General features: G+C 74.1%; 10 protein-coding genes and 1 pseudogene. 3 read left to right on the forward strand and 8 right to left on the reverse strand.

All coding sequences use genetic code 11. The annotated features are described in order from the left end of the window. Window positions 1–2: 2 nt before the first annotated feature. The 3 genes from ACFVXK_RS21625 to epsC form a co-directional block, all read right to left on the reverse strand. A complete protein-coding gene (locus ACFVXK_RS21625; protein ID WP_389614034.1) occupies window positions 3–1,406 on the reverse strand; it encodes a nucleobase:cation symporter-2 family protein in 1,404 nt (467 codons plus the stop codon). A 440-nt stretch (window positions 1,407–1,846) separates the two neighbouring features. Then, on the reverse strand, window positions 1,847–2,911 hold the full coding sequence (locus ACFVXK_RS21630) for a PLP-dependent cysteine synthase family protein (RefSeq protein WP_389614036.1): 1,065 nt from the start codon (window positions 2,909–2,911) through the stop codon (window positions 1,847–1,849). Between the two features lie 128 nt (window positions 2,912–3,039). Next, on the reverse strand, window positions 3,040–3,678 hold the full coding sequence (gene epsC / locus ACFVXK_RS21635; RefSeq protein ID WP_389614048.1) for a serine O-acetyltransferase EpsC: 639 nt from the start codon (window positions 3,676–3,678) through the stop codon (window positions 3,040–3,042). Between the two features lie 302 nt (window positions 3,679–3,980). On the opposite strand from epsC, the gene ACFVXK_RS21640 reads away from it, so the two are divergent. The 3 genes from ACFVXK_RS21640 (at window position 3,981) to ACFVXK_RS21650 (ending at window position 6,290) form a co-directional block, all read left to right on the forward strand. Next, window positions 3,981–4,376 carry a DUF3224 domain-containing protein gene (locus ACFVXK_RS21640; RefSeq protein ID WP_389614038.1) on the forward strand — a complete coding sequence of 132 codons (396 nt, stop codon included), beginning with the start codon at window positions 3,981–3,983 and terminating at the stop codon, window positions 4,374–4,376. An 87-nt stretch (window positions 4,377–4,463) separates the two neighbouring features. Further along, the gene (locus ACFVXK_RS21645) at window positions 4,464–5,024 is read left to right on the forward strand and encodes a hypothetical protein (protein ID WP_389614039.1); all 561 of its coding nucleotides are present in this window, start codon (window positions 4,464–4,466) and stop codon (window positions 5,022–5,024) included. Between the two features lie 75 nt (window positions 5,025–5,099). Continuing rightward, a complete protein-coding gene (locus ACFVXK_RS21650) occupies window positions 5,100–6,290 on the forward strand; it encodes an MFS transporter (RefSeq protein ID WP_389614041.1) in 1,191 nt (396 codons plus the stop codon). Window positions 6,291–6,305: 15 nt separating this feature from the next. Here ACFVXK_RS21650 and ACFVXK_RS21655 read toward each other — a convergent pair whose 3' ends face one another. The 5 genes and pseudogenes from ACFVXK_RS21655 to ACFVXK_RS21675 all read right to left on the reverse strand — a co-directional run. Beyond that, entirely contained in the window at window positions 6,306–7,166 is an 861-nt protein-coding gene (locus ACFVXK_RS21655) for an amino acid ABC transporter ATP-binding protein (RefSeq protein WP_389614043.1), read from the reverse strand. Between the two features lie 13 nt (window positions 7,167–7,179). Then, a complete protein-coding gene (locus tag ACFVXK_RS21660; RefSeq protein ID WP_389614045.1) occupies window positions 7,180–7,980 on the reverse strand; it encodes an amino acid ABC transporter permease in 801 nt (266 codons plus the stop codon). Beyond that, complete coding sequence (locus tag ACFVXK_RS21665; protein WP_389614050.1) at window positions 7,977–8,747, reverse strand: ABC transporter substrate-binding protein; 771 nt, start codon at window positions 8,745–8,747, stop codon at window positions 7,977–7,979. Before ACFVXK_RS21665 ends, ACFVXK_RS21660 begins: the two co-directional genes overlap by 4 nt. A gap of 257 nt (window positions 8,748–9,004) precedes the next feature. Next, window positions 9,005–9,172: a hypothetical protein gene (locus tag ACFVXK_RS21670; RefSeq protein ID WP_389614047.1), complete on the reverse strand. Its 168-nt coding sequence runs from the start codon at window positions 9,170–9,172 to the stop codon at window positions 9,005–9,007. Window positions 9,173–9,293: 121 nt separating this feature from the next. After that, window positions 9,294–12,953, reverse strand: a pseudogene (locus tag ACFVXK_RS21675) (hypothetical protein); the annotation flags it as partial.

Here is a 12,953-nt window from a genome sequence, read left to right on the forward strand (position 1 = left end):
GATCACCGCGCCGGCGGAGCGTCGGCGAAGGCGTCCCAGTCGATCTCCTCCCGTGCCGTGCGACCGGTCGGGGTGTGGAAGAACAGGTTGAGCAGCACGGCGGTGAGGCTGCCGAGGGTGATGCCGCTGCCGAGGACGGCCCGCAGCTCCGTGGGCATGCGCTCGAAGAACGGGCCGACGGCGGCCGGGAGCATCGCGGCGCCCAGGCTGAGGGCGAGGATCAGGGCGTTGCGCTCCTCCCTGAGGTCGACCTTGGCGAGGATCTGGATGCCGACGGTGGCGACCATGCCGAACATCGCGACGGCGGCGCCGCCGAGGACCGGGTGGGGGACGGCGGCGACGACCGCTCCGGCCTTGGGGACCAGGCCCAGCAGGATCATCAGGAAGCCGGCGGCGACCACGACGAACCGGCTGGTCACCCGGGAGATCCGGACGAGGCCGATGTTCTCGGCGAAGGCCACGTACGGGAAGGAGTTGAAGACGCCGCCGAGGACGGTGGCCACGCCGTCGGCGCGCAGGGCCCGGGCGACGGTCTCCCCGTCGACCTCGCGGCCGGTGATCTCGCCCATGGCGTACACGTCGCCGGTGGTCTCGACCATGGTGATGACCATGACGACGGCCATCGCGAGCATCGGGAAGAGGTGGAACTGCGGGACGCCGTAGTGGAAGGGGGTGCTGACGCCGAGCCAGTCGGCCTGTTCCACGGGGCCGAGGTCGGCGTCGCCGAGCAGCCAGGCGGCCGTGGTGCCGCCGACGAGGCCGAGCAGGATGGCGACGCTGCGCAGGAAGGGTCCGCCGAAGCGGGAGAGGAGCAGGATGAGCAGGAGGGTGCCGCCGGCGTAGGCGAGGTGTTCCGGGGCGCCGAAGCCGGGCTTGCCGATCAGGTCGGAGCCGCCCCCGACGTCCTGCAGGGCCACGGGTATGAGCACGATGCCGATGACGGTGAGGAGGGTGCCGGTGACGATCGGCGGGAAGTACTTGGCGAGCCGTCCGACGAAGGGCGCGAGCAGGAACGTGGCGATGCCGCCGGTGATCACGGCGCCGTAGACCACCAGCAGTCCGGCGGTCCCGCCGCCCGCGCCCTGGCCGATGGCGATCATCGGGGAGACGGCGGTGAAGGTCGCGCCCTGGACGAGCGGGAGGCGGGCGCCGATCCGCCAGAAGCCCCAGGCCTGGATGATGGTGGCGATGCCGGCCGTGACCAGGTCGGCGTTGATCAGGTAGACGAGTTCGCGGGGGGAGAGTCCCAGGCTGTTGCCCAGGATGATCGGTACGAGGACCGCGCCGGCGTAGAACGCCAGGACGTGCTGGAAGCCGTACAACGACAGCTGGGAGAACGGGGGGACCACGTCCACGGGGTGGTGGTCGGCTGCCGGGGTACGTCGGCGCGAGGCCAGTGGTGCCATCTCTGCCTTGCCTTCGAGGGTAGGTGAATGAGAGGGAACGCGACGGGGGGTCGCGTGGGAAGGGGGGTGTGCCTCGGAGGTGGGCGCGTACGGGCGACCGCTCGGATCGGGCGGCTCGCGGGGCGTGGGACGGCACGGGGTTGCCGGTGCTCGTCCGGGCGCTGTGAGGCGGAACGGGGCCGATACTGTCGGAGGTCACGGGGTTACGCAAGTCACCGGCCATGTTTTTGTTAGCCAAACCCGCAGGTAACTTGCGAATCAATGGCGAACGGGCTTCTTCGCTTCGGATTCCGTTGCGGAGGGCACCGTTCCGCAACTTTCCTTCGAGCGGCCCGACTTCACGGCCCGGGAAGCGGCACCGCCCCGCCTTCCACCGCGAGGGTGGCCGACGGGGCGGGCGGGGTCAGGCCTTCGCGCTCAGGCCTTCGTGGTCTTCGTGCTCAGGACTTCGCGATCAGGGCCAGGGGCTGCTCGGGGGACTCCTGCGGGGCCGGTGCGGTCTGCGAAGGGGCGGGGCGGCGCGCGGCGGAGGGCCTGCGGGCCGGCTGCCGGGCCTCGGCCGCCTCCTCCTCTTCCCAGAGGCTGAGGTAGCGCTCGCCGGTGTCGGGCAGCAGGGTGACGATCGAGGCGCCGACGTAGTCCGGGTGGGCGGCCAGCCGGGCCGAGGCGTGGGCGACGGCGCCCGAGGAGACCCCGGCGAAGATGCCCTGGCGGCGGGCGAGCTGCCGGGCGGCGGCGACCGCGTCCTCGTCGGTGACGGTCACCACGTAGTCGATCAGCGAGACGTCGGTGGTGGGGGCCACGAAGCCGCCGTTGAGGCCCGGGATGCGGTGCAGGCCGCCGGTGCCCTGGGTGAGGACCGGGGAGTTCTCCGGCTCGACCGCGACGACGCGTATCCCCGGGTTCTGCTCCTTGAGGTAGGCGGCCGTGCCGGTCAGGGTGCCGCCGGTGCCCACGCCGCAGACCAGGACGTCGACGCGGCCCTCCGTGTCCGCCCAGATCTCCGGGCCGGTGGTCTCGTAGTGGGCCCGCACGTTGTCGGCGTTCTCGTGCTGGCGGGGGAACCAGGAGCCGGGGGTCGCCGCGTGCAGCTCCTCGGCCTTGGCTATCGCTCCGGAGTACCCCTGCTCCCGGGGGGTGCGCACGACGTCCGCGCCGAGCGCCCGCAGCATGCCGATCCGCTCACGGGTGGCGCTGTCGGGAAGCACGATGACGCAGCGGTAGCCACGGGCGGCGCAGAGGGCGGCCAGGGAGATGCCGGTGTTGCCGGAGGTGGCCTCGATGACCGTGCCGCTGCCCGGGGTGAGCTCGCCGCGGCCCTCGGCGGCCCGCAGCATGTAGAGGGCGGCACGGTCCTTGCTGGTGGACATCGGGTTGGCGGCCTCGAGCTTGGCCAGCACGTGCGTGCCCGGGGCGGTGTCCTCGAAGTGGAGGCGGATCAGCGGGGTCGAACCGATCAGGTCCTCGATGCTGTCGGCGATGGGGCGCGTCTTACGGCTTTCCACGTGTGGTTCCTCACAAGTCGGGTCGTGCGGCTGCCTGTCGGGGGTGGTCGTACGGTCCGCCCGTACGCCGACGCAGTCTTCGTGGGGGGAGGGTGCGAGGCGGGGAAGGGGTGCGGTGGCCGCGGGGCCTACCAGGAGCCGGCCGAGGCCGTCACCGCGTACAGGTCCTCCATGGGCTGCGGCTGCTCGCCGACCGCCTTGATCACGGCGGTGGCGGCCAGGACGCGGGCTCCCGGGGGGACGTCCTTGTTGACCAGGGCCTGGGCCCCGATGACGGCGTGCTCGCCGATGGTGACGGGGCCGAGGACCGTCGCGTTGGTGCCGAGCACGACGTGGTGGCCCACCACGGGGTGGCGGCGTTCACCCACGGGCCGCTTGTTGTCGCTCCACCAGCCGACCGCTCCCAGGGTCACCTGGTGATAGATCGTCACGTCGTCGCCGACCACGGCGGTCTCGCCGATCACGACGGCCGCGCCGTGGTCGATGAACACCCGCCGGCCGAGGACGGCACCGGGATGGATCTCCACGGAGGTCTTGCGGCGCGCCTGCCAGGCGATGAGCCCGGCTGTCATGCGCATGCCACGTCGGTGCAGGCGGTGGGCCACGCGGTGCGCCCACAGGGCCGGCAGGGCGGCGTGCAGCAGTGCTTCGCGGCGGTTGCGCATGGAGGGGTCCTGGGCGACGACGACGTCCAGGTCCTCCTTCATGATCCGCAGCAGCCCGGGCTCCTTGTCGTGCGCCGAGTCCCGTCGGGTACGCCCCGACATCAGAACGGTCTTCACCAGGGGAACTCCTTTGTTTCTGGGCCTCCCGGTCGGCAGGCTTCGTGCACGCGCGGGGCAGGTGGGCCCGGCAGGACCGCCGTATCCGGGTCGGAGCGGCGGTGGAATGCGCATGCCATCCGGCCCGCGTCCGTGCCGATACGGTGCCAGCGCCTGCCGCAGCCCGGCTGGACCATGACTCGCACGGCACCGGAGGACCGGTGGAGGCCCGGCCGCGCCGGGCGTTGTCAGTGGCGTGTGCGAGGCTTCCCGTGGTCGCAGTGGCCGGCACTCACGGGGGTGGCAGGATGAGCAGCAGCACGACCGGGACGTTCGACGTGACCTCGTTCGAACCGGAGACGGTCGAGAAGGGCGGCCCGGGAGCCGGGCTGGGCCGGGTCCGGATGACCAAGAGCTTCCAGGGCGGACTCGTCGGCGGCAGCACGGTGCACATGCTGTCCGTGGCCGACACCGCGGGCGGCCCCGCCGCCTACGTCGCCGTGGAACTGTTCGAGGGGGAACTGGACGGCCGCAGCGGCTCCTTCGTCCTCCAGCACAGCGCACCCGGCAGCCACGGCGAACGGCTCGCGATCCGCGTGGTCGAAGGAACGGGCTCCGGCGAACTCGCGGGGCTCTCGGGCACCTTCGAGATACACCGGTCCGAGGACGGCGGGCACTCCTACGTACTGGACTACTCCCTGTAACACGAGAAGTGCCGCCGCGTCCTCGTTGGAGTGATCCTCGGTGGGTCTGCGTGATCTTGCAGCGCTCGCCCGTCGAGGATGCGGGGCATGCCTACCCACTCCGCGCGGCTGCGCCGCGCCCTCGTACCGTTCCTGGCCGCCGTCGCCCTGGTCACCACCGCGGCCTCCTCCTCGGCCGCCGCCTGGGAGCAGTGCGGCTCGGTCATCACCGCGCCCCTCGCCCCGCCCGTCCCCGCCGACGACCCGTGCCCCAGCACCGATCCGGTCGTCTGCCGGATCCGGGTGCTGCCGATGGACGAGAAGGTGGAGGCCCAGCGCACCCGCATGAGCTACCACCGCCTCCTGGAGGACATGCACCGCACCGCCGCCGACATGCGGGAGGCCGGTGCCTCGGACGAGGAGATCGCCCGGGAGCTGGTCGACATGCGCAACCAGGCCAAGGAGATCACCCGGGCGGGCATGAGCCCGGAAGAGGTCCGCATCCTCGAGGAGCGGAACATCGCCAAGTACGGCAACCCGCTCGGCCCGACCGCGGACCAGCTCTACGCCAAGTACGGCTCCTGGCAGAAGGTCAGCGAGGCGTCGATGAGGACCAGTTACGCCGTCGACCGGGAGCTCAGCCTCGAGTACCGGCCCTGCCCCGTGTAGTCGGCCGGATCCGGAAGCCGCCGGCGGCGCGCGCCTGCCGAGCGGGGGGTGGCGGGCGGGGTTAACGTCGGCGGCATGGACGGTGATCGGCGAGGGTGGCGGCCCTGTGTGCTCGGTGGGGCGGTGTTCGCGGTGTGCATGACCGGCACCACGCTGCCCACCCCGCTCTACGGCCTGTACCAGGAGAAGTTCTCCTTCTCCGAGCTGACGGTGACGGTCGTGTACGCGGTGTACGCCTTCGCCGTCATCGGTGTCCTGCTGCTGGCCGGGAACGCCTCGGACGCGGTGGGCAGGCGGCCCGTGCTGTTGGCGGGGCTGGGCTGTGCGGCGGGGAGCGCCGTCTGCTTCCTGGCCGCCTCCGGGCTGCCCTGGCTGTACGCGGGACGGCTGCTGTCGGGCCTGTCGGCCGGGCTGTTCACCGGGGCCGCCACGGCGTACGTCCTCGAGCTGGCCCCGCAGGGGGGCAAGGGCCGGGCCACGTTCGTGGCCACGGCCGCCAACATGGGCGGCCTCGGCTGCGGTCCGCTGCTCGCCGGGGTGCTCGCGCAGTACGCGCCCTGGCCGCTGTACCTGCCGTTCGCCGTGCACCTCGCCCTGGTGGCCGGGGCGGCCGCCGTGGTGCTGCGGCTGCCGGAGACCGTGCGGGAGCGGGGCCCGCTGCGTGCCGTACGGCCGCAGCGGCCGGGACTGCCCCCGCCGGTGCGGCCGGTGTTCGGGCCGGCGGCGATCGCCTCGTTCGTGGGCTTCGCCCTGTTCGGGGTGTTCACCTCGGTGAGCCCGGCGTTCCTCTCGGAATCGCTCGGGGTACACGATCACGCCGTGAGCGGGGCCGTCGTCGCGCTGGCCTTCTTCTGCTCCACCGCCGGACAGCTGGCGGTCGGCCCGTTCGGGGAGGGGCGCTCGCTGCCGCTGGGCTGCGCGGCCCTGCTGGGCGGCCTGGCCCTGCTGGCGGCGGCCCTGCGGTGGGAGCTGCTGGTGCTGGTGGTGCTGAGCGCGCTGGTCGGCGGGTGCGGGCAGGGGCTGGCGTTCCGCGGGGCGCTGTCCGCGGTGGCCGGGGCCTCTCCGGAGGACCGGCGCGCCGCGGTGATCTCGACGCTGTTCGTGGTGGCGTACTTCGGCATCTCGGTGCCGGTGATCGGGGTGGGACTGCTGGTGGGACCGGTCGGGCTGGAGGGCGCGGGGCTGGTGTTCATCGCCTGCATGGCCGTCCTGGTCTCGGCCGCCGGGGCCTACCTGCTGTGGCGGCCGGTGCGGACGGGGAGCTGAGCCGCCGGGGCCGGGTCAGCCGCCGCCCGCACCCTGGCCGTCGGCCGTCCCCCGGTCGCCGTCCTCGCGCGGACCCGGGGCCGGGGCGGCCGCCGGATCCAGGACGCGGTTGAGGAAGTCGCGGGTACGTTCCTGGGCCGGCCGGGTGACCACCTGCTCCGCGGGCCCCTGTTCGACGATGACACCGCCGTCCATGAACACCACCCGGTCGGCGACCTCGCGGGCGAAGCTCATCTCGTGGGTGACGACCATCATCGTCATCCCCTCCCCCGCCAGGACCCGCATCACCGACAGCACCTCGCCGACGAGTTCGGGGTCCAGGGCCGAGGTCGGCTCGTCGAAGAGCATCACCTCCGGACCCATCGACAGGGCCCGGGCGATCGCCACGCGCTGCTGCTGCCCGCCGGACAACTGGGCCGGATAGGCGTCCGCCTTCGCCGCGAGGCCCACCCGCTCCAGGTTCTCGCGGGCGACGGCCGCGGCCTTCTCCTTGTCCCGGCCCAGGACCCTGCGCTGCGGAAGGGTGAGGTTGCCGGTGACGCTCACGTGCGGGAAGAGGTTGAACTGCTGGAAGACCATGCCGATGCGGCGCCGCGCGGCGTCGATGTCGACATCGGGGTCGGTGAGCTCCGTACCGCCGACGAAGACCTGGCCCCCGCTCGGTTCCTCCAGCAGGTTGACGCAGCGCAGCAGGGTGGACTTGCCCGAGCCCGAGGGCCCGATGACGCACACCACCTCGCCGCGGGCGACGTCGAGGTCGATGCCGCGCAGGACGTGGTTGTCGCCGAAGGACTTGTGCAGTCCCCGGATCTCGATCTCCGCGCGCTCCGCGCCCATCGTGTCCCCCGCCCCCGCCGTTCCCGTGGTCCGTGACATGGTGTCCTGCTCCTCACGTGGCCTTGTCCGCGCGGGCCTCCAGGCGGCGCACCACGAAGCTCAGCGGTACGGTCACCAGGAGGTAGCACAGGCCCGCGACCAGGATCGGGGTCGAGTTGGCGGTCTCGCTCGCGAGGTCCCGGCCGAACTTGGTCAGCTCCCGTTCCTCCAGGGTGACGCCCAGGAACAGCACCAGCGAGGAGTCCTTGAACAGCAGCACGAGCTCGTTGGTGAGCGGCGGGATGACGATCCGGAAGGCCTGGGGGATGATCACGGACACCATGGCGCGCCCGTGGGAGAAGCCGAGCGAGCGGGCGGCCTCCATCTGGCCCTTGGGCACGGCCTGGATGCCGGCCCGGATCGTCTCCGCCATGTAGGCGGCCGCGACCAGGCCGAGGCCCAGCGCGACCTTCCCGTACGTCCCTCCGGGGATCGCGGTGCCGGGGAACGCCAGCGGTACGGCGACCCCGACGAAGATGAAGATCAGCAGGGCCGGCAGGCCGCGGAACAGCTCGATGTAGACGCTAGCGACCCAGCGGTAGGGGGCCACCGACGAGAGCCGCATCATGGCGATGACCAGCCCGAGCACCAGGCCGAAGGCGAACCCGGAGAAGGTGTACACGACGGTGTTGCGCAGGGCGGTGGTGATGATCTGCGGAAAGAGCCGCGCCACCAGGTCCTTCTGCGCGAACTGGTTCTGCAGCCGGTCCCAGTCGGCGAGGACGCCCACCAGGACCAGCACCGCGACGAAGACCGCGTACTGGACTCCCTGCCAGACTCGGCGCCGCTGGCGCCGGGTCAGCCGAGAGGTCACGACGCCGCCTGGGGCAGCGGACCGATCCACTGCTCGTAGATCTTCTTGTAGGTGCCGTCGGCCTTGGCGGTGGTGATGGCCTTGTCGATGGCGGCGAGGAGGGCGGAGTTGCCCTTCTTCACGGAGAAGCCGTACTTCTCGCCGGTGTCGATGTTCTGGCCGAGGACGAACTCGGAGGCGTTGGCCTTGTCCTTGAGCCAGCCCTGGACGACCGGGTAGTCGATGACGACGGCGTCGACCTGGCCGGTGCGCAGGCCGTTGAGGACCGCGTCCGAGCTCTCGAAGGCGACGGGGTTGAACCCCTGGCTCTTGGCGTAGCTCTCGCCGGTGGTCTCGGCCTGGGCGCCGAGCTTGGCGGACTTGGCCTTGACGTCGGCGAGGGAGGTGATGCCGCTCTTCTTCGTCGCCAGGAGCGCCTGGGTGGCGTCGAAGTAGGGGACGGAGAAGTCGACGTTCTTCTTGCGCTCGTCGGTGATCGTCATGCCGGCGGCGGCGAGGTCGCACTGGCCGGAGTTCAGGAAGGCGCCGGTCTTGAAGTTCTCGAACGGGGTGTCGAGGATCTTCTGCTCGACCTTGAGGTTCTGGGCGACGAGGTCGACGAGGGCCACGTCGAAGCCGACGACCTTGCCGTTCTGCTCGAACTGGAACGGCGGGTAGGGCAGGTGGGTGCAGGTGGTGAGCTTGCCCTTCTGCACGACGGGGACTCCCCCGGCGGCCTCGCCGGGCCCGCTGTCGCCGGAGGAGGAGCAGCCCACGGCGAGGAACATGCCGGCCGCGGCGGCGGCGCCGGCCGCGGCCCGGAGGCCGGAGCGGCCGCGGGGGCCGCGGCGGGTGCTGGTGCGCTGACTGCGGTGTCCTTCGGCCGTGCGGAACACGGTTGACCTCCACGGGTGCAGGGCGGGCGGCGGTCGCGGGACGGGACCGTCCGATCGAGATCGTAAGCCCCGCCGGTGCGCGGCGGCGGGTGATTCGCGATGCGGCGGGTCCGGGGACGGGCCCGTGGTCCCGTCCCCGGCGGGCTGCGTCAGCGCGGGGGCCGGTGGGGGTTCGCGGCGGGTGCCGGAGCGGGCGCGCCGCCGGGGTCCCCGAGGGGCTCGGCCTCGTCCAGGCCCTCCAGGCCGGGGAACCGGTAGGGGTCGAGCGCCCAGCGGGGCGTGCGGGATGACAGTGCGTACGTCGGTGTGGTGTCCATCGAACCTCCCGAGTGTAGTTACTGGCTGTGATGAGTTATTACTCTGTGCACTCGGTTGCGGGCGGCTGCGACTCCCACCCGAACGCCCCCAATGACATTTCTTCACATGACGTACACACCGTCAGCCCAGGAGGACGGAAACGGGCGAGACCGGGTCCCAGCCGGGGTCTCGGCCCGTCAGCCGGGAGACCACCGCGGCCCAGGCGGCGGGATCGGCGGCCGGGCGGCTCCCGGTGAGGGCGGCGAGTGCGGCCAGGGCGGTGCGGGCCCCGGGCGGGGCGTCCGGGCGGCGGGCGGCGGTGCTCAGGTAGGCGAGGACGCGCGCGGCCGGTGCCGCCGTGTGCAGCAGGTCGTCCGGGGTGAGCGCGCCCGAGGCCAGCAGGCCGTCGAGCTGGGTGACGGGCGGGCAGTGGTGGAGTCCGGCCAGTCCGGACCGGGCGCGGGCGCGGGTGGCCTCGGGGCCGTCGGGCAGGCCGTCGGGGCCGGGCTCGTGCAGCAGCTCGGCGTGGCGCAGCCGCAGTCCGGCGGGGGCGCTGCGGAGGTTGACCAGGTACTCCCAGTTCGGGATCGGCTCCTGCGCGTGCGCGGCGGCCAGGGCCTCCCAGTCGACCGCCCCGGGCGTCGCCAGGAGCGCGCTGGTCGTCTGCCAGTGCGAGGGGCCCCGGCGCAGCCGGGTGAGGAGCTTGACCGGGTCCAGTTCGCGTGCGACGCGGGCCCGGAGCACGGCGGCCGGGTCCTTCGACGCGAGCGCCTTGGCACACAGCCGGGCGGCGGCCGGGCCGAGCAGCTCCCGGCCGGCGAGGGCCGCGAGACGGGCGGCTCCGCCGTGTTCGAGCAGGCCCAGGCAGCCCACCGCCTGCTGCGCGAAGCCCAGTTCGGCTCCCTGGCGGGCGAACACCTCCTCGATCAGGCCGGGTTCGTCCGAACGCACCCAGAGGGCGCCCCCGGGCAGCGGGGCGGAGGGGTCCGCCGCCAGCTCCGCCAGGAGCCGGGCGCTGGTGCGCCGGTGGGGGCGGGTGACGATCCGGGCCGCGAGGTGGGAGCTGCAGCCGTGGCGCAGGAGGGTGAGGTCGACCTCGGGGTCGTCGAGGTCGACCAGGAGGTCCCTGGCGTCCTCGGTCAGCCGCCGCGACTGGGAGGCGAGCACGCGCAGGGCCTCGGGGTCGCGTCCGGCGACCAGCCGGTCGAGCAGGACGCGCGGGGTCCGGTCGTAGCGCAGCAGGTACGCCGCGAGCAGCCAGGGCCCGTCGGGGCCGAGGCGGGGCAGGACCGCGTCGACCACGTCGGCGTCGGCCAGGGACAGCAGGGTGCCGAGGGGCCAGGCCCAGCGCCGGTTGCCGCTCGCCACCAGCCGCAGCGCCTCGTCCGGGGTGGTCGGGGGGCTGCTCGTCGCACCGTGGGCGGGCTGGTCGGACGGCAGGTGGGGGTCCGGTCCGGGGTCCTCGGTACGGGAGAGCCGCAGGAGTTCGGCCCAGCCGGGGCCGCCCTCGTCCGTGGGCCGGTCCAGGCCGCCGTGGAGCGTGGCGGTGCGCGCCAGGCGGAGCCAGGCGTCGGGGTCCGTGCCCAGTTCCGCGCGGAGCAGCCGGGCGAGGGCCCCGCGCCAGGCCGACGCGAAGGCCGTGCGGCGCCAGTCGTGGGGCAGCAGGACCAAGTCCCGCGCCGGGATCAGGCTTACCAGCTCGTCGGCGGGGAGCAGGCCCTGGGTGTAGGCCTGTTCGATGCGCCGGGTGCCGGCGCCCCAGGAGCGGGGGCGCTCCGCGCGGACCTCCTCTGCGGTGGGGGCGGTGTGCCAGGCGCCGTCGGGCGGTTCGACCCCGGCGGCCGCGCAGGCCCGGGCCAGCCAGCGGGGGGTGGCCAGGCCGGGGGCGTCCTCCTGCCGGTGGTGCGCCAGGAAGCGCAGGACGGCGGGGTCTTCGGGGAGCGGGGCGCCGGCGGGCGCGAGGGAGTACAGCAGGTCGAGGGCGGCGAGAGCCGCCCGCGCGTCGGGGGTCCGGGGGGCCTCCGGCGACGACGGGACCTGTTCGACCGAAGCGCCGGCCACACCACGCCCGGCCGTCCCGGGCGCAGCGTCCCGTCCGGGTGCCCCCGGCACCGCCGACGGCCCGGCCTGCCCGGGTGCCCCGATCCGAACGGGCGCTTCGGGCCGGGTCGGCGTCCCGGCCTGCCCGGCGGGCGCGAGCTGCGCCGGATCCTCCGGTCGGGCGGAGGCCGCGGCCGGCAGTGTCCCGGCCTGCGCCGCCGCCTCGGTCTGCGCCCCGGCGGCCTGCCCGGTCACCCCGGGCGCTCCGGACGGCGCGGCTCCTCCGGGCTGGGGCGGTTCCGCGGACTGCGGGCACGTCACGGGCTGTGCCGGTTCCGTGGACTGCGCGGCGGCTGCGGGCCGGGCCGGTGTTCCGGGGTGCGTCGGTGCCGCCGTGTCGGCAGGGGGCATCGGCTGGGCGGGGCGGGGCTCCGGGGTGCGGCCGACCTCGGTGAGCAGCTCCGCGAGGGTGCCCTGGTGGGCGGGCAGGGTCGTGTCCAGGGCCGCCCAGGCCTCGGGGCGGTCGCCGAGGTGGGTGGCGGCGAGGGCGGCGAGCTCGTCCAGGGCGGTGTCGGTGAGCAGGCCGCGTTCGGTGAGCCGGGCCAGCGCGGCCACCGCGTGCACGGCGGGGCGGGCCGTGCGGATCAGGCCGGCCGGGTCGAGGAGTCCGGCCCTGGCCATGCCCTCCGCCCACTGCGCGGCCGAGTCGTCGAGCGGTTCCCGGGCCAGGCGCCGCTCGGGCGGCTCCGCGTTGCCGACGCGCCGTCCGGCGACGCGCCAGGGCTCATTGAGGACGCTGAGCCGGAACGCCAGGCGCTGCGCGTCGTCCGCCGCCTCGTGCCGGGCGAGTTCCTCGCAGGCCTTGGGCATGAACGGGGTCGCGGCGTGCGCCTCGGCGAGGGCCGCCATGTCGTGGGCGTACGGCTCGGCCAGCAGGGCGGCGAGGCTGCTCGTGCCCCGGGTGGTGGCCAGCAGCGCCGGCAGCCGGGCGGGGTCCTCGTAGGGCTCCGCGCCCTCGCGCAGGCGGCGCAGCCCGTTGCCCGAACCGTCCTCCGCGGCCAGGGCCTTGCGGACGGCCGAGCAGACGGGCACGGTCAGGTGCCGCAGGACGTCCGCGTCGTCGAGCAGGGCCTCCAGGGCCTGCGGTCCGGCGGTCTCCCATATGCGCACGAGCGCGTGCCGCTGGACGACGCCGCGCGTCTGAAGGCACCGCAGCGCGCGCACGGTGAGCTCCGGGTCCCCGGAGGTGAGCAGCGGGGTGAGCCAGGTGGCCGGGGGCAGGCGCGTCCCGTCGGTCAGTTCGGCGCGCAGCTCTCCGTCCATCGGCACCCGGTGGAGGTTGCGCACGAGGGTGCGGCGCAGGGACGTGGTGCAGCGCGGGTTGCGGTAGACGGCGGCCGCGACCCCGGCGTCCCCGACGGCCAGCAGCCGGGCCAGCACCCGGCTGTCGAGCCGCGGGTGGCGGGCCAGGGCGGCCCGGGCGGCCGTGTCCCCGTGCACCGTGACCGCGGCGACCAGCACCGGGCCGGGCAGCGGGCCGCCCGCGAGGAGGGCGTCACGGGTGCGGCCGGGGAACACCGCGAGGGCCGCCGCGGCCTGTTCGGGCCGGGCGTGCTCCAGCAGCAGGGCCAGGGTGGTGTGCACGCTGCGCGGCACGGGCGGACGGACCTCGCCGGGGGCGGCCGGCGGCGCGGGCGGCGGGACGTCGGCCAGCAGGCCGGACAGGGTGCCCCGGTGGTGGACGAGCGCGTCGTGCAGACC

Source organism: Streptomyces sp. NPDC058157 (assembly GCF_042884105.1).
In the GTDB taxonomy this organism is placed as follows: domain Bacteria; phylum Actinomycetota; class Actinomycetes; order Streptomycetales; family Streptomycetaceae; genus Streptomyces.

Bases quoted from the DNA above. Each gene is read 5' to 3' on its own strand.
- ACFVXK_RS21625 (WP_389614034.1), bottom strand. From the start codon at position 1,406: ATGGCACCACTGGCCTCGCGCCGACGTACCCCGGCAGCCGACCACCAC.
- epsC (WP_389614048.1), bottom strand. From the start codon at position 3,678: ATGTCGGGGCGTACCCGACGGGACTCGGCGCACGACAAGGAGCCCGGG.
- ACFVXK_RS21640 (WP_389614038.1), top strand. From the start codon at position 3,981: ATGAGCAGCAGCACGACCGGGACGTTCGACGTGACCTCGTTCGAACCG.
- ACFVXK_RS21645 (WP_389614039.1), top strand. From the start codon at position 4,464: ATGCCTACCCACTCCGCGCGGCTGCGCCGCGCCCTCGTACCGTTCCTG.
- ACFVXK_RS21650 (WP_389614041.1), top strand. From the start codon at position 5,100: ATGGACGGTGATCGGCGAGGGTGGCGGCCCTGTGTGCTCGGTGGGGCG.
- ACFVXK_RS21655 (WP_389614043.1), bottom strand. From the start codon at position 7,166: ATGTCACGGACCACGGGAACGGCGGGGGCGGGGGACACGATGGGCGCG.
- ACFVXK_RS21665 (WP_389614050.1), bottom strand. From the start codon at position 8,747: ATGTTCCTCGCCGTGGGCTGCTCCTCCTCCGGCGACAGCGGGCCCGGC.
- ACFVXK_RS21670 (WP_389614047.1), bottom strand. From the start codon at position 9,172: ATGGACACCACACCGACGTACGCACTGTCATCCCGCACGCCCCGCTGG.